The organism is Streptomyces sp. NPDC048290, assembly GCF_040652095.1.
Taxonomy (GTDB): domain Bacteria; phylum Actinomycetota; class Actinomycetes; order Streptomycetales; family Streptomycetaceae; genus Streptomyces.
Map to the genome: position 1 here is coordinate 100,571 of NZ_JBEZLM010000005.1, position 22,847 is coordinate 123,417.

Genomic DNA, 22,847 nt, shown 5'->3' on the forward strand with positions numbered 1-22,847 from the left:
TCGGGGCATCATGTGGAGGAGGCGCTGTGAGCAGCGACCCGTGGGGCCGCGTCGACGAGACGGGGACCGTGTACGTGCGTACGGCCGACGGCGAGCAGGTCGTCGGCTCCTGGCAGGCCGGCTCCCCCGATGAGGCACTGGCCTACTTCGAGCGCAAGTACGAGGGCCTGGTGGTCGAGATCGGCCTCCTCGAAAAGCGGGTGAAGACCACCGACCTGTCCGCGAAGGACGCCCAGACCGCCATCGACCATCTGCGCGAGCAGGTGGACGCGCACCACGCGGTGGGCGATCTGGACGCGCTGCGGACCCGGCTGGACACGCTCGTGGGGCAGGTGGAGGCCCGGCGCGAGGAGCGCAAGGCCCAGCGCGCCAAGCAGGCGGACGAGGCCCGGGACGCCAAGGAGGCCCTGGTCACCGAGGCCGAGCAGCTGGCGCAGTCCGACCAGTGGCGGTCCGCTGGTGAGCGGCTGCGGGCGCTGGTGGACACCTGGAAGGGCCTGCCCCGGCTCGACCGCAAGTCGGACGACGAGCTGTGGCACCGCTTCTCGCACGCCCGCTCCGCGTTCTCCAAGCGGCGCAAGGCGCACTTCGCGCAGCTCGACGCGCAGCGCGAGGACGCCCGCAAGACCAAGGAGCGGCTGGTCACCGAGGCGGAGGCGCTGTCCGACTCCACGGACTGGGGTCCCACGGCCGCCCGCTACCGCGAGCTGATGGCGGAGTGGAAGGCGGCGGGCCGCGCCCAGCGCGAGCACGAGGACGACCTGTGGAACCGCTTCCGCGGCGCCCAGGACGTCTTCTTCGCCGCCCGCAGCTCGCTGTTCGCCGAGCGGGACGCGGAGCAGTCGGAGAACCTCAAGCTCAAGGAGGAGCTGGCCGGTGAGGCCGAGAAGATCCTCCCGGTCACCGATCTGAAGGCCGCGCGCGCCGCGTTCCGCCAGCTCAACGAGCGGTGGGAGGCCATCGGGCACGTCCCGCGCGACGCCCGCCCGAAGGTCGAGGGCCGGATGCACGCGGTGGAGCGGGCGATCCAGGAGGCCGAGGAGGCCGAGTGGCGCCGGACCAACCCGGAGGCCCGTGCGCGGGCCGCGGGACTCACCGGTCAGCTCCAGGCGGCCGTCGACAAGCTCGGCAAGCAGATCGAGCAGGCGCGCGCCCAGGGCAATGACGCCAGGGCCGACAAGCTCCAGAAGGAGCTGGAGGGCCGGCAGGCGCTGCTGGACCAGGCGCTGAAGGGGCTTCAGGAGTTCGGCGGCTGAGCCGTCGGGCGCCGGTCGGCTGTTGACCGTCGGCTGCCGCGGGCACGGGAAAGGGGCTCCCTCGGGAGCCCCTTTCTGTTGGGCCGGGCGGGGGCTGGTGCCCCCCGCAGGCGCCTCTTGAGGTGCTTCTGGGATGCCCCTAGATGCCTCTGGGATGCCTCAGGGGTGCCTCTGGGGTGCCTCTGAGGTGCCCCTCTGAGGTGCCTCTGGGGGCCTCGTCCTACGACCGGCTGCGCGCCGATGTCACCCGGTACACGTCGTACACGCCCTCCACGCCCCTGACCGCCTTCAGGACGTGGCCCAGGTGCTTGGGGTCGCCCATCTCGAAGGTGAAGCGGGAGGTGGCGACCCGGTCGCGGGAGGTCTGGACGGCCGCCGAGAGGATATTGACGTGCTGGTCGGAGAGCACCCGGGTGACGTCCGAGAGCAGCCGGGAGCGGTCCAGCGCCTCGACCTGGATGGCGACCAGGAAGACCGAGGACTGGGTGGGCGCCCACTCGACCTCCAGGATGCGTTCGGGCTCGCGGGACAGTGAGTCCACGTTGACGCAGTCGCTGCGGTGGACCGAGACACCACTGCCCCGGGTGACGAACCCGATGATCGGGTCGCCCGGCACCGGGGTGCAGCAGCGGGCCAGCTTGACCCAGACGTCGTCGACGCCCTTGACGACCACGCCCGGGTCGGCGCTGGAGCGGCGCTTGCGACTGCGGCCCCGGACGGGCGGTACGGACTCGTCGATCTCCTCGGTGGCCGCCTCCTCGCCGCCGAAGGACTGCACGAGCTTCTGCACGATGTTCTGCGCCGAGACATGTCCCTCGCCGATCGCCGCGTACAGCGCGGAGATGTCGGGGTAGCGCATCTCGTGCGCGAGAGTGACCAGGGAGTCACCGGTCAGGATGCGCTGGATCGGCAGGTTCTGCTTGCGCATGGCGCGGACGATGGCGTCCTTGCCCTGCTCGATCGCCTCGTCGCGGCGCTCCTTGGAGAACCAGGCGCGGATCTTGTTGCGGGCGCGCGGCGACTTCACGAAGCCCAGCCAGTCGCGGGAGGGGCCCGCGCCGGACGCCTTGGAGGTGAAGACCTCCACCAGGTCGCCGTTGTCGAGGGTGGACTCCAGCGGGACGAGCCGGCCGTTGACCCGGGCCCCTATGGTGCGGTGGCCGACCTCGGTGTGGACGGCGTACGCGAAGTCCACCGGGGTCGCGCCCGCGGGGAGCGCTATGACATCGCCCTTGGGGGTGAAGACGAAGACCTCGTTGCGGGACAGGTCGAAGCGCAGGGACTCCAGGAACTCGCCCGGGTCCTCCGTCTCCTTCTGCCAGTCGAGGAGCTGGCGCAGCCACGCCATGTCGTTGAGATGGTCGTCCTTGCCCTTGCCGGCCTTGGGCACATCGGTGCGCACCTTGGAGGCACCGGCGACGGCCTCCTGCTTGTACTTCCAGTGCGCGGCGATGCCGTACTCGGCGCGGCGGTGCATGTCGAAGGTGCGGATCTGGAGTTCGACGGGCTTGCCGTTGGGGCCGATGACCGTGGTGTGCAGTGACTGGTACATGTTGAACTTGGGCATCGCGATGTAGTCCTTGAAGCGCCCCGGGACGGGGTTCCAGCGCGCGTGGACGGTGCCCAGGGCCGCGTAGCAGTCGCGGACGGTGTCCACCAGGACACGGATGCCGACCAGGTCGTAGATCTCCGCGAAGTCCCGGCCGCGGACGATCATCTTCTGGTAGACGCTGTAGTAGTGCTTGGGGCGGCCGGTGACGGTGGCCTTGATACGGGCCGAGCGCAGGTCCTGCTGGACCTCGTCGGTCACTATGGCGAGGTACTCGTCCCGCTTGGGTGCCCGCTCGGCGACCAGCCGGACGATCTCGTCGTACATCTTGGGGTAGAGGATCGCGAAGGCGAGGTCCTCCAGTTCCCACTTGATGGTGTTCATGCCCAGGCGGTGGGCGAGCGGCGCGTAGATCTCCAGGGTCTCGCGCGCCTTCTTCTCCTGCTTCTCGCGCTTGAGGTAGCGCATGGTGCGCATGTTGTGCAGCCGGTCGGCGAGCTTGATGACCAGGACGCGGGGGTCCTTGGCCATGGCGACGACCATCTTGCGTACGGTCTCGGCCTGGGCCGCCTCACCGAACTTGACCTTGTCCAGTTTGGTGACGCCGTCGACCAGCAGGGCGACCTGGTCGCCGAAGTCCCGGCGGAGCTGCTCGAGGCCGTACTCGGTGTCCTCGACCGTGTCGTGCAGCAGTCCGGCCATCAGCGTGGCGGGGTCCATGCCCAGCTCGGCGAGGATGGTGGTGACGGCGAGCGGGTGGGTGATGTAGGGGTCGCCGCTCTTGCGCTTCTGGCCGCGGTGCCAGCGCTCGGCGACCTGGTACGCCTTCTCGATCTGGCGGAGCGTGGCGGTCTCGATCTTCGGATCGTTGCTGCGCACTATCCGCAGCAGCGGCTCCAGGACCGGGTTGTACGGGTTGGAGCGCTGGACGCCGAGGCGGGCGAGCCGGGCCCGGACCCGGTTGGAGGAGCCGGAGCGGGCGGCGGGCTGCTGGGTGGAGACGGGGACCGGGGGCGGCGGGGTGGGGCGGATCGCGGGGGAACGCTCGGGCGGGGCCGGCTTGGGACGCGCGGCCTCGGCGGGCCGCTCCACGGGGGCCGACTGGGCATGCTCGACCGACCCGCGCGGCTCGTCCTGCGTGTGCTGCGTGTTCTTCGCGTGCGGCGCGGGCTGGGCCGCGGGCTCCGAGCCGGGCTCGGGCTTGGCGGCGGTCAGGTGCTGGGCCTCGTCTGGCAAGAGGGCTCCTCGTGCGCGATCCGGGTCCCCCGGTCAGGCTCCGGAGACCCCATGGTAGCGATCCTGGGCTTCGACATCGCCTTCAGGACGATCTGCGGACCTTTGGCCGGAAAACACCGGTGAGGGGAGGTTTGATTCCCTGTGGGTCGGCGGGGGAAACGGGCGGGGGCCCTGCGGGGCGGTCCCGGGGGCGCGGGCGGGGCTCCTATGAGCCGCCTCCGGGGACATGGGCGGGGCTCCTTGTGGGCCTCTCCCACGGACACGGACGGGGCTCCTTATGGGGCCGCCCCCCAGGGACAGAGGCGGGGCTCCTTGCAGGCCGCCCGCCCCAGGGACACAGACGGGCGCCCCGGGCCGAAGCCCGGGGCGCCCGGAAAAGGTCCTGCCGGTCGGCGGTCGCGTCCCGTGGGACGCCGGTCGCGTCCGGTCGGCGGTGGCCGTCCCGCTCAGATGGTGAGCAGTGCCTCCAGCGGGATGTCCCCGAGGGAGCGCTCCAGGCGGCTGCGGCCGTCGAGGAAGGACAGCTCCATGAGGACGGCGACGCCCGCGACCTCGGCGCCCGCCCGGCGGATCAGCTTCAGCGACGCCTCCGCGGTGCCCCCGGTGGCCAGGACGTCGTCCACGACCAGGACCCGGTCGCCCGCGGTGAGGTCCTCGGCGTGCACCTCGATCTCCGCCGAGCCGTACTCCAGGTCGTACGCCTGGCTCAGGGTGGCTCCGGGGAGCTTGCCCGCCTTGCGGACCGGGATGAAGCCGACGCCCGCGCGGACGGCGACCGGGGCGCCCAGGATGAACCCGCGTGCCTCCAGCCCCACCACCTTGGTGGCGCCCTGGCGGACGACGACGTCGGCGAGCGCGTCGGTCAGCGCGCCGAACGCGGCCGGGTCCGCCAGCAGCGGCGTGATGTCCTTGAAGGTCACGCCCGGCTCCGGATAGTCGGCGACGTCCCGGATACGGCTGAGGAGCAGCTCCCTGATGTCCGTCATCGGCGCTTGCCCGACGGACGGCCTCGGCCCCGGTTGCGCGCCGGCTGGTTGCGCGGGCCCACGACGGCGGCTGCCACGTCCTCGGGCAGGTCGTCGAAGGTCTCCTCGCCGCCGCCGGTGCGGGGCGCGGGCTGGGCGCCCTCCTCGGCGGTCTGGGCACGCTTGGCGAGGACCCGCTTGCGCAGGGCCTTCATCTGCGGCTCCAGCTCCTTGAGGTCGGCGACCAGCGGGGTGGCGATGAAGATCGAGGAGTACGCACCGGCCGCGAGGCCGACGAACAGCGACAGCGAGATGTCGTTGAGCGTGCCCGCGCCGAGCACACCGCCGCCGATGAACAGCAGGCCCGCCACCGGCAGCAGCGCGACCACCGTGGTGTTGATGGAGCGGACCAGGGTGCTGTTGATCGAGAGGTTGGCGATGTCGCTGTAGGTGAAGCGGGTCTGTTTGGTGATGTCCTTCGTCTGTTCCTTGAGGGAGTCGAAGACCACCACCGTGTCGTACAGGGAATAGCCGAGGATGGTCAGCAGACCGATCACCGTGCCCGGGGTGACCTCGAAGCCGACCAGGGCGTAGATACCGACGGTGATGGTGATGTCGTGGATCAGCGCGATGAACGCGGCGATCGCCATTCTCCACTCGAAGGCGATGGCCAGATAGATCACCACCAGGACCAGGAAGATCGCCAGGCCCTGCCATGCCTTGTTGGCGATCTGCTCGCCCCAGCTGGGACCGACCAGATCGGCGTTGATGGCCTCCGCGTCGACCTTCAGGTTCTGTGCGAGGTCCTGCTTGATCTGGTCCGACTTGGCGGTGTCCACGCCGGAGATCTGGATGCGCAGTCCGCCCGAGCCGAGTTCCTGCACGACGGCCTGGTGCCCGGCCGCCTCCTCGGCGTAGGTCTCGGCCTGGGCGATCGAGGCGCTGGTCTTCGGGGTGGTGAAGACCGCGCCGCCCTGGAACTCGATGCCCATGTTCAGCCCGCGCACCGCGAGGCCGACGATCGCCGTGATGGTGATCAGGATGGAGATCCCGTACCAGAGCTTGCGGTTCTTGACGAAGTCGTATCCGACCTCGCCGCGGTGGAGCCGGGCGCCGAGGGTGCCGAGCTTCGACATCTCACGCCTCCTTCGGTTCGACGGGGGCGACGGGGCGGCGGGTGCGGCGCAGCGGGGGCTGGACGCCGAGGCGCTTCGGGTCGAGACCGGACCAGCTGTGGCCCTTCCCGAAGAACTTCGTCTTGGCGAGCAGCGTCAGCAGCGGCTTGGTGAAGAGGAACACCACGACGACATCGAGCAGCGTGGTCAGACCGAGCGTGAACGCGAAGCCCTGGACCTTGCCGACGGTGACCACGAAGAGCACGGCGGCGGCCAGGAACGACACGAAGTCGGAGACCAGGATGGTGCGCCGGGCGCGCGGCCAGGCCCGCTCCACGGCGGGGCGCAGGGAGCGGCCCTCGCGGATCTCGTCCCGGACCCGTTCGAAGTAGACGATGAACGAGTCCGCCGTGATGCCGATGGCGACGATGGCACCGCAGACCGCGGGCAGGTTCAGCGCGAAGCCGATGGCCGGGCCGAGCAGCGACATGATCACGTAGGTCAGGGCGGCGGAGATCAGCAGCGAGGCGAGGGCGACCAGCGCCAGGCCGCGGTAGTAGGCGACCAGGTAGATCACGACCAGGGCCAGACCGATGGCGCCCGCGATCAGACCGGCGTGCAGCTGCTCGCTGCCGAGCGCGGCGGTCACGGTGGTCACGCTGGACTCCTTGAAGGAGAGCGGGAGCGCACCGTAGGAGAGCATGTTGGAGAGGCTCTCGGCCTGCTCCTGGGTGAAGCTGCCGGAGATCTCGGCGTTGCCGCCGGTGATCGCGGTGCTCACATAGGGGTGGGAGACGACCTCGTCGTCCAGGACGATCGCGAACTCGTTCATCGGCGATGTCTGGCTGGCGAGCGTGCCGGTGATGTCGGCGAACTTCTTGGCTCCCGCGGAGTTGAAGTCCATCACCACCTTCCAGCCCGCCGCGCTCTGGGTGTCGAAGATCGCCTCGGCCTTGTCGATCTCGGTGCCGTCGACACCGACCGGGCCGAGCAGGAACTTGTTCCAGACGCCGCCGTCCTGGCCGCAGGCGACCGTGGACTGCTCGGGCTTGGCGCCCTGGCCGGCCTCGGTGCGCTGGTCGGGGTCGGCGCAGTTCAGCGCGGCGTACTCGGCCTGGAGCTTGGTGTCGGCGTCGGTGGCGGCGCTCTCGCTCGCGGAGGGCGAGGGGCTGGCGGCGTCACTGGCGGACGAGGAGGCGCTGGCGGACGGCGTCTCGTCGGCCTTGAGGGCGTCGGTGACGGCGCGGCCCTGCGAGGTGGCCGAGGACGAGGGGCTCGCGGAGGAGTCGGCCGAGGGGCTGGCCGACTCGTCGCCGCTGGAGGCCGAGGTGGACGCGCTCGGCGACGGCGAGCCGGAGGGGCTGCCGCTGGCGCTGGGGCTCGGGGTGGCGGCGGGGTCGACCGCGGCCTCGCGCTGGAGGACCGGGCGGAAGAACAGCTTGGCCGTGGTGCCGACCTGCTCCCGGGCCTGCTCGGAGTTGGTGCCCTTGGGGACGTTGACGATGATGTTGCGATCGCCCTGCGTCTGGACCTCGGCCTCGGAGACACCGAGGCCGTTGACCCGGCGCTCCATGATGTCGACCGCGGTGGCCATGTTGGTCTTGTTGATCGCGTTGGGCTGGCCGGGTTCGTTGACCGCCGTGAGCGTGATGCTGGTGCCGCCGGCGAGGTCGATGCCGAGACGCGGAGTGGTGTGTCCGGAGGCGAACATGCCTCCCGTGAGCGCCACGATGGCGATCAGGATCAGGACCAGCGAGCGCCCCGGCTTGCTCTGGGCGCTCGCGTTGCGGCCCTTTTTAGGTGCTGCCACCTTCTCGTACTCCCTCTCGGGCCGCCGCGCTCCGGGTCGGCGGGCGGACGGCCATGACATGGTGTCGGGGTCCCGTGCGAGCTGGGCGCACTCCGGGGCGTGAGGGCCTGGCCCGCACGCCCCGGGGCACGACTACTTCGCGTCGGAGTCGCCGTCGGTCTTCTTCGGCTCGTCGTCCTTCTTCGCCCCGGCGGAGGCGGCGTCGGAGGGCTCGTCGGCGGCGTCCTGCTTGCCGAGGTCGACCGGCTTGTCGTCGGAGGAGGCGGCGTCGGCGGGCTGGTCGGTGTCGGTCAGCGCCGAGGCGTCGTCCGGGACGGTGTCGGAGTCGGACTTCAGGTCGTGCTCGATGCCGTGGACGATGCGGTTGTACTCGTCGTCCGACAGCACGGCGCCGATCGAGTTCTTGGCGAAGAGCAGGTCGACGCCCGGCCCGGCGTCGAGGAGGACCGTGTCCTCGCTGACTTCCTTCACCGTCGCGTACATGCCCCCGATGGTGCGGACGCCGGAGCCCGGCTGCATCTGGTTCCGCATGTCGGCGGCTTGCTGCTGCTTCTTCTTCGCCGACCGGGTCATCAGGAACATGGCCCCGATGAGCACGATGAACGGGAGGAGGGTCACGAGACTCACGGGTCGGAACTTCCTTCACACGACCGCGGTGGGAAGCGGCCTGATGGTTGGGGGATTGTCAGCCGCCGACAAGGGCGGCATCGGCGGAGTCTAAGCGAGTCCGCGCGCAGGGAACAACGCTCAGCATGGCACCGGGGTTCCTGTGCAGGCCAGAACCTCGCCGTCACGTCCTGAACAGGTCCTGTTGTCCGTTTCCCGCAGGCCCAGTGCGGGGCGGGGTGAGACCGAGGTGCGCCCAGGCCGCCGGAGTGGCCACCCGGCCACGGGGAGTGCGCGCGAGGAGCCCCTCCCTGACCAGGAACGGTTCGGCGACCTCCTCGACCGTCTCCCGCTCCTCCCCCACGGCCACGGCGAGCGTCGACAGCCCGACCGGTCCGCCCGCGAACAGCTTCAGCAGGGCCTCCAGGACGGCCCGGTCGAGCCGGTCGAGGCCCCGCGCGTCCACCTCGTACACCTTGAGGGCGGCGCCCGCGATCTCTCTGGTGATGTTCCCGTCGGCCTTGACCTGCGCGTAGTCCCTGACCCGGCGCAGCAGCCGGTTGGCGATCCGGGGCGTGCCACGGGAGCGGCCGGCGATCTCGGCGGCGCCCTCGGTGTCGATCTCGACGTCCAGGAGATGGGCGGAGCGGTGGACGACCCGCTCCAGCTCGGCGGGCTCGTAGAACTCCATGTGCGCGGTGAAGCCGAAGCGGTCGCGCAGCGGGGGCGGCAGCAGTCCGGCCCGGGTCGTGGCGCCGACCAGGGTGAAGGGGGGCAGTTCCAGGGGGATGGCGGTGGCGCCGGGGCCCTTGCCGACGATCACGTCGACCCGGAAGTCCTCCATCGCCATGTACAGCATCTCCTCGGCGGGGCGGGACATGCGGTGGATCTCGTCCAGGAAGAGCACCTCGCCCTCCTGGAGCGAGGAGAGGATCGCGGCCAGGTCCCCGGCGTGCTGGATGGCGGGCCCGGAGGTGATGCGGATGGGGGCGCCCATCTCGGCCGCGATGATCATGGAGAGGGTGGTCTTGCCGAGGCCGGGGGCGCCGGAGAGCAGGACGTGGTCGGCGGTGGCGCCGCGCGCGCGGGCGGCGCGCAGCACCAGGTCGAGCTGCTCGCGGACCTTCTCCTGGCCGATGAACTCGTCCAGGTCCTTGGGGCGCAGCGCGGCCTCGACCGCCTGGTCCTCACGGTCGGCGGCCGAGCCGACCAGTCGCTCCGCGTCGGCACCGGGGAGCGGCTCGGCGGCGGGGCTGTCGGTCGGGTCGTCCCAGTTCACTGCGGGTCTCCTTGGGGTGGCGGACGGTCGGCCGGGGTGGCGATCGGGGGGCTCAGGACGGCGGGTGGGGTACGAGGTGGCTCACGCCGGGACGGGGGCGGGTGGGGTGCGCGGGGGCTCACGCCGGGGCGGGGGCGGGTGGGGTGCGCGGGGGCTTGCGCCGGGTGACGGCGGGCGGGGTGCGCGGAGGATCACGCCGGGGGACGGCGGGAATGGGGCGGGGTGGGGTGCGCGGCACCGCTGGCGGCGGGGCGGCCGGTCGGGGGCGGGGTACGGCTCCGGGGCAGCGGGCTGTATGGCGGGGGTACGTGCCTCGGGTGGGCGGCGTGGTGTGTGCCGGGGCGCCTGCGGGGCGGGGTCCGGTGTGATCGGGGGCAGGGTGTGGCATGGTCGGGGGCCTGCGGGAGCGGGAACGGCATGGTCGGGGCGGCGGTACGGCGGGGTCGCCGACCCGGAACCGGCACGGTCGGGGCAGCGGTACGGCGGGGTGGGGCGCTCGGAAGCAGCGCGGTCGTGGCGGCTGTACGGCGGGGTCGGGCGCCCGGACCGCGCTGGTTCCGGGCAGCTGTACGGCGGGCTCACGGACCCCGAACCCGCACGGTCACGGCAGCCATACGGCGGGGTCGGGCGCCCGGAACCCGCACGGTCACGGCAGGCATACGGCGGGATCACGGACCCCGAACCCAGACAGTCGCGGCAGCCATACGGCCGGGTCACGGACCCCGAACCCGCACAGTCACGGCAGCCATACGGCGGGATCACGGACCCCGAACCCGGACAGTCGCGGCAGCCGTACGGCCGGGTCACGGACCCGGAACCCGCGCGGTCACAGCCCGGTACGACAGGACCGGACCCCGAACCGTCGCGGCCAAGGCCGGCGAGCACCGCGGGCACCGGCCCGGAACCGGCCCCGTCCGCCGCCCGCCCCGGAACGGTCGCCGAGGCTCCCCCCGGCGACGTCGGACACCCCCGCCCCATGACCCTCACCCGGTGTCCCCGGCTCAGCGTGTTCGGTTCAGGGTCTGGAGGGCCGCCTTCAGCAGGTGCCCCACCTGGGGCGTGCCCTGGGCGGCCTCCGCCTGGGGCGTCACCGCGGCGACCGCCTCGTCGGCCTCGCGTGTGGCGTACCCGAGGCCGATCAGGGCGGCGTGCAACTGGTCCCGCCAGCCGGTGCTGACGGGGGCGCCGACCACGGGGGCGCCGATCGGCTCGCCGAGCCGGTCCTTCAGCTCCAGCAGCAGCTTCTGGGCGCCCTTCTTGCCGATGCCGGGCACGGCCGTGAGCGCCTTCTCGTCGGCCGTGGCGACCGCCCGGCGCAGGGCGTCCGGGGTGTGCACGGCCAGCATCGCCTGGGCCAGCCGCGGACCGACCCCGCTCGCCGTCTGGAGCAGGGCGAAGACCTGGCGCTCGTCGTCGTCCACGAAGCCGTACAGGGTCAGGGAGTCCTCGCGGACGACCAGGGAGGTGTGCAGCTTGGCGGGGCGGCCGAGGCGGAGCGTGGACAGGGTGTTCGGGGTGCACTGGACGGCCATGCCGACCCCGCCCACCTCGATCACGGCGGCGTCCGGGGCGAGTGCGGCGACCGTGCCGCTGACGAAGGCGATCATGCCGTACGGCCTTTCGGGGCGGGGTGCTGGGCGGGCGGGACGCGGGGGCCGCGCGCGGTGTGCCGGTCCACGGCCTGTTGCAGCCGGTTCTGCGCGGGCGCGCGCCAGATGTGGCAGATGGCGAGGGCCAGGGCGTCGGCGGCGTCGGCCGGTTTCGGCGGGGCGTCGAGCCGGAGCAGCCGGGTGACCATGGCGCCGACCTGGGCCTTGTCGGCGCGTCCTGAGCCGGTGACGGCGGCCTTGACCTCGCTGGGGGTGTGCAGGGCGACCGGGATGCCGCGGCGGGCGGCGCACAGCATGGCGACGGCGCTGGCCTGGGCCGTGCCCATCACCGTCCGCACGTTGTGCTGGCTGAAGACACGCTCCACGGCGACGAACTCGGGGCGGTGGCGGTCAAGCCACTCCTCGATGCCCCGTTCCACGGCGACCAGGCGGTGGCCGAGGTCCGCGTCCGCCGGGGTGCGGACGACCCCGACGCCGAGCATGGTCAGCGGGCGGCCCGCGACGCCCTCGACGACCCCGACCCCGCAGCGCGTCAGACCGGGGTCCACCCCGAGTACCCGCACCGGCCCCTCCCCCTCGTCCCGCTCGTTCGACTGTTCGTGCAGGCTATCCGCTGCCACTGACATCGCCCCTGAGCGACTCCCGGCAAAGCGACGGGCCGACGGGGTTGCCCCGTCGGCCCGTTGAGCCCGTACGGCCCGCCGCGCGCGCTACGCGTCGACCTTCTCCATGACCTCGTCGCTGACGTCGAAGTTGGCGAAGACGTTCTGCACGTCGTCGCTGTCCTCCAGGGCGTCGATCAGCTTGAAGATCTTCCTGGCGCCGTCTTCGTCCAGCTCGACCTGCATGGTCGGGACGAAGTTGGCCTCGGCCGAGTCGTAGTCGATCCCGGCCTGCTGGAGCGCGGTGCGGGCCGCGACCAGGTCGGTGGCCTCGCTGATCACCTCGAAGGACTCGCCGAGGTCGTTGACCTCCTCCGCGCCCGCGTCCAGCACGGCGCCGAGGACGTCGTCCTCGGTCAGCCCTGCCTTGGGGACGATGATCACGCCCTTGCGGTGGAAGAGGTACGACACCGAGCCGGGGTCGGCCATGGAGCCGCCGTTGCGGGTCATGGCGACCCGGACCTCGGAGGCGGCGCGGTTGCGGTTGTCGGTGAGGCACTCGATGAGCACCGCGACACCGCTGGGGCCGTAGCCCTCGTACATGATCGTCTCGTACTCGGCGCCACCGGCCTCAAGACCACCGCCGCGCTTGATCGCGGAGTCGATGTTCTTGTTCGGGACGGACTGCTTCTTGGCCTTCTGGACCGCGTCGTAGAGCGTCGGATTGCCTTCGAGGTCCGCGCCGCCCATGCGCGCCGCGACCTCGATGTTCTTGATCAGCTTCGCGAAGAGCTTGCCGCGCTTGGCGTCGATCACGGCCTTCTTGTGCTTCGTCGTGGCCCATTTAGAGTGGCCGGACATCTGCCTGTCTCCTTCGCGTAACCCATCTCTGTAGGACGCCTGAGATCCTACAAGGACTCCACCGCCCGCTCTTCGCGCACCATGTCGACAAAGAGCGCGTGCATCCGGTGGTCGCCGGTCAGTTCCGGGTGGAACGACGTGGCAAGGGCGTTGCCCTGGCGAACCGCGACCACATGTCCGTCGTACGTGGCGAGCACCTCCACCGCGGCGCCGACCGACTCGACCCATGGGGCGCGGATGAAGACGCCCTCCACCGGTCCCCCGGCGACGCCCGTGACCTCGACGGCGGCCTCGAAGGACTCGTTCTGCCGGCCGAAGGCGTTGCGCCGCACGATCATGTCGATGCCGCCGACGGTCTCCTGGCCCGAGCGCGGGTCGAGGATCTTGTCGGCGAGCATGATCATGCCCGCGCAGGTGCCGTAGACCGGCATTCCGGCGCGGACCCGCGCGCGGAGCGGCTCCATGAGGCCGAACAGGACGGCCAGCTTGGAGATGGTGGTGGACTCGCCGCCGGGTACCACCAGCCCGTCGACCTCGGCGAGTTCCTCGGGGCGCCGGACCGGCCTGGCCACGGCGTCCGCCGCGGCCAGGGCGACCAGGTGCTCCCGTACGTCGCCCTGGAGTGCCAGGACGCCTACGACAGGGCAGCTCACCGGTGCCTACCAGCCGCGGTTGGCGTAGCGCTCGGCCTCGGGCAGGGTGTCGCAGTTGATGCCGACCATGGCCTCGCCGAGGTTGCGGGACGCGTCCGCGATGATCTTCGGGTCGTCGTAGAAGGTGGTCGCCTTCACGATGGCGGCGGCGCGCTTGGCGGGGTCGCCGGACTTGAAGATGCCGGAGCCGACGAAGACGCCCTCGGCACCGAGCTGGCGCATCAGCGCGGCGTCGGCCGGGGTGGCGACCCCGCCCGCCGAGAACAGCACGACCGGCAGCTTGCCCAGCTCCGCGACCTCCTTGACCAGCTCGTAGGGGGCGCGCAGGTCCTTGGCGGCGGCGTACAGCTCGTTGTTGTCGTAGCCGCGCAGCCGGGCGATCTCGTTCTTGATCTGACGCAGGTGGCGGACGGCCTCCACGACGTTGCCGGTACCGGCCTCGCCCTTGGAGCGGATCATGGCGGCGCCCTCGGCGATCCGGCGCAGCGCCTCACCGAGGTTGGTGGCACCGCAGACGAAGGGGGTGGTGAACGCCCACTTGTCGGAGTGGTTGACCTCGTCGGCCGGGGTGAGCACCTCGGACTCGTCGATGTAGTCCACACCGAGCGACTGGAGGACCTGGGCCTCCACGAAGTGGCCGATCCGGGACTTGGCCATGACCGGGATGGAGACGGCCTCGATGATGCCCTCGATCATGTCCGGGTCGGACATGCGGGCCACGCCGCCGTCCTTGCGGATGTCGGCCGGGACACGCTCCAGGGCCATGACGGCGACGGCGCCCGCGTCCTCGGCGATCTTCGCCTGCTCCGGGGTGACGACATCCATGATCACACCGCCCTTGAGCTGCTCGGCCATGCCGCGCTTCACACGCGCGGTGCCGGTCTCGGGGGTCTGGGCGGAGTCGGGAAGCGTGGTGGACACGGGTGACCTCACTGGGTGAAGAGGGTGGGTGCGGCACCGGTGAACAGGGGCGGTGCTGCACCGAGGAAACGTGAGGTGACCAGGCCACGGCAAGGGCCAATGGGGAGGTGGTGGATCGTTTTGGTGGGGTTGGTGGGGGCGGGTGTGGCGGGTGGGCGGGGATTGGCATGGGGGGGGATTGGCATGGGGGCAATAGGCGCGGGGGATGCGCTGGGTGCGGGCCGGGGTCTTGGGGGCCCGCCTGGGGAATGGGAGGGCTTGGGTCCCCGGCCGGGGAGTTGAGGGGCTTGTGTACCTGCCAGGGAAATGGGTCCCTGGGCGCCCGCCAAGGGGAGGGCAATCGGACGGGGGTCTTAGCGCCCGCTCCGCTCAGCCCCGGGGCGAGGCTCCTGGGCGCCCGCTCCAGCGCACGCCCGCGCCAGCCCGCGCCCCTTCCCGGCAGGCGGCCCCTCTCGGACGGGCCCCCTCAAGCAGCCCGCCCCCTCAAGAGACCCACCCTCTCAAGCAGCCCGCCCCCTCAAGAGGCCCGGCGCCCCTCAAGCCGCCCGCTCCACCAGCGCCCCCGGCGGCTCGTCGTCCATCTCGAAGGCCATCGGGAAGGGCGCGTGGCCCGCCAGCCGGAACCAGCGCACCTTGCGGTGCTCCCGCAGCCGCCGCGCCGCACCGACCGCGTCGTTGTGGAAGCGCCGGGCCATGGGGACCCGCCGTACCGCCTCCGTCAGTTCGTGGGCCGCCGCCTCTCCGCCGGGCGCCTCGCGGACGCCCTCGACCTGGTGGGGGTCGGCGAAGACGGCCCGCAGCGCCTGGCTCAGCTCGCTCTCGGCGACCTCGCGCTGCTCCTCCTCGGCCTGCCGGGCGGCGTGCGCGGCCTCGTAGAGCACGATGGACGCGGCCGGGTCCAGCACTCCCGAGGTGGCCAGTTCCTGGGCGACCGAGGCCCGGCGCAGCAACTGGGCGTCCAGCGCCGCGCGGGTGGCGTCGATCCGCGCGTGCAGCCGGTCCAGTCGCCCGGCGGTCCAGCTCAGGTAGAGGCCGATCGCCACGAGGGCGACGAGAATCCAGATCAGGGTTGCGGTCACGGACGGTCACCTTAGGGGGTCGTCGGAGTAGGCCGGTCATAGGTCCCGCGCAGGGCGGCCTCAGTCCCGCGCGAGCCCCAGCCGCGCCCGCAGCCCGCCGCCGTCCCCGTTGGAACCACCGGAGCCACCGCGCTCGCCCCCATGCCCGCCGCGTCCGCCCCGCCCCTCCTGGGCCCGTTCGTCCGCCGCCACCGCCGCGGCGCCCGCCGTCACCGTCTCGTACACGGACATGATGTCCGCGCCGACCGTGGACCAGTCGAAGCGGCGGACGTGGGCGCTGCCCCGGTCCCGCAGCTCCGCCAGGCGCCGGGGGTCGCCGAGCAGCCGTACGGCCGTCTTGGCGAGGGCGTCCGCGTCCTCGTTGACGAACAGTTCACCGGCGGCGCCCTGGTCGAGGACCTGGGCGAAGGCGGCCAGGTCGGAGGCGAGCACCGGAGCACCGGCGGACATCGCCTCGACCAGGATGATCCCGAAGCTCTCCCCGCCGGTGTTGGGCGCCACGTACAGGTCGACGCTGCGCAGGAAGCGGGCCTTGTCCTCGTCGCTGATCATGCCGAGGAACTCGACCCGCGAGCGCAGCTCCTTCGGCAGCTCCGCCACCGCGTGCTCCTCGTCGCCGCGCCCGGCCACCAGGAGCCGGGTCTGCGGGCGCTCGGCGAGGATGTGGGGCAGCGCCCGCATGAGGACGGGCAGTCCCTTGCGGGGCTCGTCGATCCGCCCGATGAAGCCGATGGTGTCGCCCTGCCACTGGGGACGGGGCTCCGCGCGGGCGAAGAAGTCGACATCGACCCCGTTGGGGATGACCACGGCGTCGCCGCCCAGGTGCTCGACCAGGGTGCGGCGGGCGTACTCGCTGACCGCGATCCGCGCGCTGATCTTCTCCAGCGCCGCCTGGAGGATGGCATACGCGGCGATCATGGCGCGGGAGCGCGGGTTGGAGGTGTGGAACGTGGCGACGATGGGTCCCTGCGCGGCCCAGCAGGTGAGCAGACCGAGGGAGGGCGAGGTCGGCTCGTGGATGTGCACCACGTCGAAGGACCCGTCGTGCAGCCAGCGCCGTACCCGCGCGGCGGACAGGAACCCGAAGTTCAGCCGGGCCACCGACCCGTTGTAGGGCACCGGCACCGCGCGGCCCGCGGAGACGACGTACGGCGGCAGCGGGGTGTCGTCGTCGGCCGGGGCCAGCACCGACACGTCGTGGCCCTGGCGGATGAAGTACTCGGCCAGGTCACGGATGTGGAACTGGACGCCGCCGGGAACGTCCCACGAGTACGGGCAGACGATGCCGATCCTCACGTGCGCTCCTCACCGGGTGCGCGGGGTTCGAGATCCTCGACCCACAATCGCTGCAACATGTGCCAGTCCTCCGGATGGTCGGCGATCCCCGAGGCGAAGGCATCGGCCAGCGCCTGCGTCATGACAGACGTCTTCTCGGCGCGGGTACCTGACTCGGGTACCTCGACCGGGGGATGCACCTGGCCGCGCATGACGGGCGAGTCGTCGTACCAGAGGGTCACCGGCAGCAGCAGACAGCCGGTCTGCTGGGCCAGCAGGGCGGGTCCTGCGGGCATCCGCGCGGTGGCGCCGAAGAAGCTCACCTCCACGCCGGAGGCGGACAGGTCACGGTCGGCGACCAGACAGACCAGACCGCCGTCGCGCAGCCGCCGGGCCAGGGTGCCGAAGGCGCTGCCGCCGCTGTGCGGCAGGACCTCCATGCCGAGTCCCTCGCGATAGGCGACGAAGCGGTCGTAGAGCGTCTCCGGCTTGAGCCGTTCCGCCACCGTGGTGAAGGGGGTCCTCAGCTCGGTGGTGACCCAGGCGCCGGCCAGGTCCCAGTTCGCCAGGTGGGGCAGGGCGAGGACGACCCCCTTGCCTGCGGCGAGGCCCTCGGTGAGGTGGTGGATGTCCTTGGCCTCGAAGCCGCCGCTGATCCGCTCGGGGCTCCACGCGGGCAACCGGAAAGATTCCATCCAGTAGCGGAGGTACGAGCGCATCCCCGCGCGGGACAGCTCCCGCAACCGCTCGGGACCCGCGTCCGGGACCACGCGCGCGTAGTTGCTCTCCAGCCGGAGCACGCCCTTGCCGCGCCGCTTCCAGGCCGCGTCGGCGACGGAACGGCCGAGCCGCGCGGCGACCGGTTCCGGGAGCTTCTTCACACCGGCCCACCCGGCGCCGTACAGCGCGTCGGTCAGCCGCTCCCGTGCGCTCATTTCGCCTCGCTCCCGTGGGACGCGTTCGCCGGGGAATCGCCGTCCGCGGCTCCATTGTCCTGCGCCCCGGCGGCGTCCGCCTCGGCCGCCTCCCGGCGGACCGTGACGACCCGCTGGACCAGCGTGACCAGGCTGCCGACGGCGACGATCCACAGCGCGATGGGCAGCAGCCAGTGGATACCGGGGACCCCGAAGGTGTCGAAGCCCGCGAGCCCGGCCGCGACCAGCGAGATCACCAGCCGCTCGGCCCGCTCGACCAGCCCGTTGACGGCGACCGGCAGCCCGATCGACTCACCGCGCGCCTTGGTGTACGACACCACCTGGCCGCTGGCCAGGCAGAAGATGGACACCGCGCACAGGACGTCGTTGTCGCCCTGACCGGCGTACCAGAGGGCGAAACCGCCGAAGATCGCGCCGTCCGCGACCCGGTCGAGCGTGGAGTCCAGGAACGCGCCCCAGCGGCTGGAGCGGCCGAGCTGGCGGGCCATGTTGCCGTCGACCAGGTCGGAGAAGACGAACAGCGTGATCACGACCGTGCCCCAGAAGAACTCGCCCCGGGGGTAGAAGACCAGCGCGCCCGCGACCACCCCGGCGGTGCCGATCAGCGTCACCGTGTCCGGACTGACGCCCCTCCGGATGAGAAACGCGGCGAACGGAGTGAGGACACGCGTGAAGAATGCACGCGCGTACTTGTTCAGCATGGCCTTCCAAAGGGTCGCTGTCGCCGCGCGGCCCCTGCTGGCCACCGGCTGGCCCATCGTAGTCACGCGGGCGCTTGTACGACCGCCGGGCACCGTGGAGGCGGCACCGCGCGGACGGCCGTACGCGACCCCGGGCACAGGTCGGGTTCCCGTCGTCCGTATGGACGCACCGTGACGGGAGTGGAAAGCTCGAAGGACCGCGGGCGTCACCGGAGCCGCCACCGCGGCCCCCGGGTGCGCCCGCGCCTCACCGACCTCACCGTGCACGGGAGGCAAGGCCATGGGCGACAAGGCGAACGCACACCCCGGAGCCGCCGGCAGGGCTAGGGCGGCCGACCATCCCACGTCCGTACGGAACGTGGTGCTGGTCGGCCACTCCGGATCGGGCAAGACGACGCTGGTGGAGGCTCTCGCGCTGACCGCGGGAGCGGTGAACCGGGCGGGCCGCGTGGAGGACGGCGGCACCGTCTCCGACTACGACGAGATCGAGCACCGCCAGCAGCGCTCGGTACAGCTGTCCCTGGTGCCGGTCGAATGGAACGGCATCAAGGTCAACGTCCTCGACACCCCCGGGTACGCCGACTTCGTCGGGGAGCTGAGGGCCGGTCTGCGCGCCGCGGACGCGGCCCTCTTCGTGGTCTCCGCGGCGGACGGCGTGGACGGGGCGACCCGCATGGTGTGGGAGGAGTGCGCGGCGGTCGGCATGCCCCGCGCGATCGTCGTCACCCACCTGGAATCCGCGCGGGCCGACTTCGAGGAGATGACCCGGATCTGCGCGGAGGCGTTCGGCGGCGACGACCCCGACGCCGTGCTCCCGCTCTATCTGCCGCTGCGCGGCCCCGCCGGACCCGATGGACACGCCCCGGTGACCGGGCTGATCGGGCTGCTCTCCCAGACCCTGTTCGACTACGCGTCCGGCACCCGGGTGGAGTCCCCGCCGGACGCCGCCCGGCTGCCGCTGATCGAGGAGGCCAGGAACCGGCTGATCGAGGGCATCATCGCGGAGAGCGAGGACGAGTCCCTGATGGACCGGTACGTCGGCGGCGAGTCCCTCGACGTGGGGACCCTCATCGACGACCTGGAGCGGGCCGTCGCGCGCGGGATCTTCTTCCCCGTGCTGGCCGCCGCCCCAGCCGCCCCGGGCGCCCGCCAGGGCCTGGGCACCGTCGAACTGCTGGAACTGGTCACCGGCGGCTTCCCGACCCCTCTGGAGCGCACCGCGCCGCTGGTCACCACCGTGGGCGGCGAGCCGCGCGAGCTGAAGCCCTGCGATCCGGGCGGGCCGCTGGTCGCCGAGGTGGTCAAGACGTCGTCCGACCCGTACGTGGGGCGGGTCTCCCTGGTCCGGGTCTTCTCCGGCACCCTGCGCGCCGACGACACCGTGCACGTCTCCGGGCACGGTCTCGCCGACCGCGGACATGAGGACCATGACGTCGACGAACGCGTCGGCGCGCTGTCCGCCCCCTTCGGCAAGCAGCAGCGGGCCCTGACGCACTGCATCGCCGGGGACCTGGCCGCGGTCGCCAAGCTCAGCCGCGCGGAGACCGGCGACACCCTGTCCGCCAAGGACGACCCGCTGCTCATGGTGCCCTGGGAGATGCCGGACCCGTTGCTGCCGCTGGCCATCGAGGCACACAGCAAGGCCGACGAGGACAAGCTGTCCCAGGGGCTGTCCCGGCTGGTCGCCGAGGACCCCACCATGCGTCTGGAGCAGAACCAGCACACCCACCAGGTGGTCCTGTGGTGCCTGGGCGAGGCGCACGCCGACGTCGCCCTGGAACGGCTGCGTGGCCGCTACGGCGTCCAGGTGGACGTCGTCCCGCACAAGGTGTCCCTGCGCGAGACCTTCGCCGACAAGGCCGCCGGACGCGGCCGGCACGTCAAGCAGTCCGGCGGGCACGGACAGTACGCGATCTGTGAGATCGAGGTGGAGCCGCTGCCGAACGGCTCCGGCATCGAGTTCGTCGACAAGGTGGTCGGCGGGGCCGTGCCCCGGCAGTTCATCCCGTCCGTCGAGAAGGGCGTGCGCGGCCAGGCGGCCAAGGGCGTGGCCTCGGGACATCCGCTGGTCGATGTGCGGGTGACCCTGCTGGACGGCAAGGCGCACTCGGTGGACTCCTCCGACGCCGCGTTCCAGACGGCGGGCGCGCTGGCCCTGCGCGAGGCCGCCGGGGAGACCCGTATCCATCTGCTGGAGCCGGTCGCCGAGGTGACCGTGCTGGTCGGGGACGCGTACGTGGGCGCCGTGATGAGCGATCTGTCCGGGCGGCGCGGCCGGGTGCTGGGCACCGAGCAGACCAGCGGCGGGCGCACCCTGATCCGCGCCGAGGTCCCGGAGATCGAGATCGGCCGCTACGCCGTCGACCTGCGCTCCCTGTCGCACGGCACCGCCCGCTTCCAGCGGGCCTACGCCCGGCACGAACCGATGCCCGAACAGGTCGCCGAACGCCTGCGGGAACGGGAGCACGACGGCTAGGAGTTGTCCCTGTGACACGGAGATCCTTGTCGCGGGGCCCTCGTCGGCGGGCGGCTTCGGCCGTCCGCCGCCCGATGTCGGTGGCGGCGGCTACGCTGATCACGTGATCAGGTGGGACGCCGGGTGGGACACCGTTCAGGACGGACGACCGGCCAACAGGTGTGCGGGGCAGGGAAGTCGGGAAGTGCGGCAGGAGCGACTCTGCGGCGATCGGGGCGGGAATGAGTAACGGCTACGCGGACATCTTCGGACCGCAGGTGCCCCGCACGGGCGACGGCGGCCAGGCCCCGACGTACGCGCTGGCCTCCATGGCCTACCGCGACAACGCGGTCGACGACATCAAGAAGGCCGACAACGACTGGCACAAGTCGTCGGTCAAGGAGGGCCGCAAGTGGGCGGCGATCTTCCGGCCGAACCTCGGAGAGGCGTTCTCCCGGGCGCTGGTGGACCGCATGCTGGGCTCGGGCCGCAACGCGCTGATCCAGTCCTTCGGCACGGAGCCGCAGGTCGTCGTGGAACACGCGCTGGCCGCCAACCGCATCCGCCGCGAACGCGACAACAAGCTCACGGCGATCATGGTGGTCTGCGGTGTGCTGTTCCTGCCCGGACTGCTGCTGTGGCTGGGCGTCTTCCAGCTCCGCGCGATGATCGACAAGCGCGACGACAAACGGGCCTCCGCCCTCGCCACGGCCCTGCTGGTCGCCGTCGGCCTGGTCGCGGTGATCTTCCTGATCCGGATGCCGCTGACCGGCTTCTGGGCCTGGTACGCGCGCGCGGCGGTCGCCCTGCCCGTCCTCGGCTGGTTCTGGGCCAAGCAGGTCTGCGAATCCACCGCCAAGGACCTGCGTGAGCGCTGGGACAGTCTGCTCTCCGGCGGCAGCGTCGGCGCCAAGGTGCCCGAGGCGGTGCCCAGCAACCCCGGGGAGACCGCCGCCGAGCAGCTGCGCCAGTCGCTGGCCAAGCTGAGCGCCGAGCAGCAGTCCAACTCCGTCTTCTACGCCGGGCCCAAGGGCATACTCGGCATGGGCACCCGCTGGGGTGCCTGGCAGCTCGCCGAGGAGCTGACCCCGGCCGACCCGGACCGCGAGATCCATCCCTTCCGCAGCTGGGACGTCATCCGCTCGATCCACGACCAGCTACGGATGCTGGAGCGCGGCCCCCTCAACACCGGCGGCTTCACCCCGCCCTCGATACGCCACTGGATCGTGACCCCGATCGGGGAGAACGCCGGATCGGTGTCCCGCCCCGAGGGCACCGACATCGAGGCGTTCCAGTACAAGCCGCACGCGATACAGGAGATCTGCAACAAGCAGCAGTTCGGCGCGGGCAACCGGCACTATCTGGGCGTGCAGTGGACCCTGTGGGACGGCCAGCTGGTCATCACCATGATGATCACCGTCACCGTGCTCCACGCGACCCTGCGCATCGAGGTCACAGGCCACGCCCTGGGCCCGGTGAACTCCCTGTTCACCACCAAGTCCTCGGCCCCCACCAAGTCCGTCCAGAAGGCGTTCAAGCCCTGGGAGAACCGCACGGTCAAGCTCCCCCTGGTCAGCACCAACGAGGTGGTACGGCTCGCCGTGCGCGCCCCGCTGACCTGGTACCCGCCGCTGCTGAACTGGCTGGGCGGCTCCGTCGGCCTGCCCGAGCCGTTCGGTCTGCGGCACGCGTGGGCGGATCAGCCCTGGCGCCATCGCTTCATGGCCGACGACGCCCTGCGCGCCGCCACACCCGTGCTGCGGGTCGTCCACGCCGCCGCGATCAAGGTGCTCAAGGAGAACGGCGTCAACACCGAGAAGTTCGGCGCCCGTTCGTCGTTCCTGTCGGGCGCGGTCCAGGACGCGTCCCCGCGGAAGGCCGACCTGTACGACGCGTGAACACCCTCGGTACGGCCCACCGGGCTGTGCGGCACGCCGTA

The 22,847-nt window shown here is 71.7% G+C and carries 17 protein-coding genes and 1 pseudogene; 3 read left to right on the top strand and 15 right to left on the bottom strand.

From position 1 onward, the window contains the following. Nucleotides 1-26: 26 nt before the first annotated feature. Nucleotides 27-1,256, top strand: coding sequence for a DUF349 domain-containing protein (locus AB0D49_RS09880; protein ID WP_362753689.1), 1,230 nt, complete (start codon nt 27-29; stop codon nt 1,254-1,256). A gap of 220 nt (nt 1,257-1,476) precedes the next feature. Here the strand turns inward: AB0D49_RS09880 and AB0D49_RS09885 are convergent, their stop codons facing one another. From AB0D49_RS09885 to pgsA, 15 genes and pseudogenes are all read right to left on the bottom strand, one after another. Next, entirely contained in the window at nt 1,477-4,041 is a 2,565-nt protein-coding gene (locus AB0D49_RS09885; RefSeq protein ID WP_362753692.1) for a RelA/SpoT family protein, read from the bottom strand. A 446-nt stretch (nt 4,042-4,487) separates the two neighbouring features. After that, nucleotides 4,488-5,027, bottom strand: a complete 540-nt coding sequence (locus AB0D49_RS09890; RefSeq protein ID WP_362753695.1) for an adenine phosphoribosyltransferase — start codon at nt 5,025-5,027, stop codon at nt 4,488-4,490. Further along, nucleotides 5,024-6,142 (bottom strand): protein translocase subunit SecF, encoded by a 1,119-nt coding sequence (gene secF, locus AB0D49_RS09895; RefSeq protein ID WP_362753698.1) that lies wholly within the window; start codon nt 6,140-6,142, stop codon nt 5,024-5,026. Before secF ends, AB0D49_RS09890 begins: the two co-directional genes overlap by 4 nt. Before the next feature lies 1 nt (nt 6,143). Then, nucleotides 6,144-7,931 (bottom strand): protein translocase subunit SecD, encoded by a 1,788-nt coding sequence (gene secD, locus AB0D49_RS09900; protein ID WP_362753701.1) that lies wholly within the window; start codon nt 7,929-7,931, stop codon nt 6,144-6,146. A gap of 132 nt (nt 7,932-8,063) precedes the next feature. Beyond that, nucleotides 8,064-8,558, bottom strand: a complete 495-nt coding sequence (gene yajC, locus AB0D49_RS09905; RefSeq protein WP_362753704.1) for a preprotein translocase subunit YajC — start codon at nt 8,556-8,558, stop codon at nt 8,064-8,066. Between the two features lie 163 nt (nt 8,559-8,721). After that, nucleotides 8,722-9,816, bottom strand: a complete 1,095-nt coding sequence (gene ruvB, locus AB0D49_RS09910) for a Holliday junction branch migration DNA helicase RuvB (protein ID WP_362753708.1) — start codon at nt 9,814-9,816, stop codon at nt 8,722-8,724. A 1,001-nt stretch (nt 9,817-10,817) separates the two neighbouring features. Beyond that, entirely contained in the window at nt 10,818-11,423 is a 606-nt protein-coding gene (ruvA, locus tag AB0D49_RS09915; RefSeq protein ID WP_362753711.1) for a Holliday junction branch migration protein RuvA, read from the bottom strand. Further along, a complete protein-coding gene (ruvC, locus tag AB0D49_RS09920; RefSeq protein ID WP_362754562.1) occupies nt 11,420-11,989 on the bottom strand; it encodes a crossover junction endodeoxyribonuclease RuvC in 570 nt (189 codons plus the stop codon). The genes ruvA and ruvC overlap by 4 nt, the downstream gene beginning before the upstream one ends. A 147-nt stretch (nt 11,990-12,136) precedes the next feature. Next, the gene (locus AB0D49_RS09925; protein WP_362753714.1) at nt 12,137-12,889 is read right to left on the bottom strand and encodes a YebC/PmpR family DNA-binding transcriptional regulator; all 753 of its coding nucleotides are present in this window, start codon (nt 12,887-12,889) and stop codon (nt 12,137-12,139) included. 47 nt (nt 12,890-12,936) lie between these two features. Continuing rightward, complete coding sequence (gene pdxT, locus AB0D49_RS09930; protein ID WP_362753717.1) at nt 12,937-13,542, bottom strand: pyridoxal 5'-phosphate synthase glutaminase subunit PdxT; 606 nt, start codon at nt 13,540-13,542, stop codon at nt 12,937-12,939. A 6-nt stretch (nt 13,543-13,548) separates the two neighbouring features. Then, entirely contained in the window at nt 13,549-14,397 is an 849-nt protein-coding gene (gene pdxS, locus AB0D49_RS09935; protein WP_232029896.1) for a pyridoxal 5'-phosphate synthase lyase subunit PdxS, read from the bottom strand. Nucleotides 14,398-14,999: 602 nt separating this feature from the next. Continuing rightward, complete coding sequence (locus tag AB0D49_RS09940; RefSeq protein ID WP_362753720.1) at nt 15,000-15,542, bottom strand: hypothetical protein; 543 nt, start codon at nt 15,540-15,542, stop codon at nt 15,000-15,002. Between the two features lie 174 nt (nt 15,543-15,716). Next, nucleotides 15,717-16,838: pseudogene (locus AB0D49_RS09945) on the bottom strand (glycosyltransferase family 4 protein); the annotation flags it as partial. Beyond that, nucleotides 16,835-17,752, bottom strand: a complete 918-nt coding sequence (locus AB0D49_RS09950) for a phosphatidylinositol mannoside acyltransferase (RefSeq protein WP_362753723.1) — start codon at nt 17,750-17,752, stop codon at nt 16,835-16,837. The gene AB0D49_RS09950 and the pseudogene AB0D49_RS09945, both read right to left, overlap by 4 nt. Continuing rightward, nucleotides 17,749-18,510 (bottom strand): phosphatidylinositol phosphate synthase, encoded by a 762-nt coding sequence (pgsA, locus tag AB0D49_RS09955; RefSeq protein ID WP_362754567.1) that lies wholly within the window; start codon nt 18,508-18,510, stop codon nt 17,749-17,751. Before pgsA ends, AB0D49_RS09950 begins: the two co-directional genes overlap by 4 nt. 223 nt (nt 18,511-18,733) lie before the next feature. On the opposite strand from pgsA, the gene AB0D49_RS09960 reads away from it, so the two are divergent. Further along, nucleotides 18,734-20,929 (top strand): elongation factor G-like protein EF-G2, encoded by a 2,196-nt coding sequence (locus AB0D49_RS09960; RefSeq protein WP_362753726.1) that lies wholly within the window; start codon nt 18,734-18,736, stop codon nt 20,927-20,929. Nucleotides 20,930-21,150: 221 nt separating this feature from the next. Beyond that, nucleotides 21,151-22,806: a hypothetical protein gene (locus AB0D49_RS09965; RefSeq protein WP_362753729.1), complete on the top strand. Its 1,656-nt coding sequence runs from the start codon at nt 21,151-21,153 to the stop codon at nt 22,804-22,806. Nucleotides 22,807-22,847: the final 41 nt, after the last annotated feature.

Coding starts and splice junctions, on each gene's coding strand:
- AB0D49_RS09925 (WP_362753714.1), bottom strand. CDS start 12,889: ATGTCCGGCCACTCTAAATGGGCCACGACGAAGCACAAGAAGGCCGTG.
- AB0D49_RS09960 (WP_362753726.1), top strand. CDS start 18,734: ATGGGCGACAAGGCGAACGCACACCCCGGAGCCGCCGGCAGGGCTAGG.
- pgsA (WP_362754567.1), bottom strand. CDS start 18,510: ATGGGCCAGCCGGTGGCCAGCAGGGGCCGCGCGGCGACAGCGACCCTT.
- ruvA (WP_362753711.1), bottom strand. CDS start 11,423: ATGATCGCCTTCGTCAGCGGCACGGTCGCCGCACTCGCCCCGGACGCC.
- AB0D49_RS09890 (WP_362753695.1), bottom strand. CDS start 5,027: ATGACGGACATCAGGGAGCTGCTCCTCAGCCGTATCCGGGACGTCGCC.
- pdxS (WP_232029896.1), bottom strand. CDS start 14,397: ATGGCCGAGCAGCTCAAGGGCGGTGTGATCATGGATGTCGTCACCCCG.
- AB0D49_RS09950 (WP_362753723.1), bottom strand. CDS start 17,752: ATGAGCGCACGGGAGCGGCTGACCGACGCGCTGTACGGCGCCGGGTGG.
- AB0D49_RS09965 (WP_362753729.1), top strand. CDS start 21,151: ATGAGTAACGGCTACGCGGACATCTTCGGACCGCAGGTGCCCCGCACG.
- secF (WP_362753698.1), bottom strand. CDS start 6,142: ATGTCGAAGCTCGGCACCCTCGGCGCCCGGCTCCACCGCGGCGAGGTC.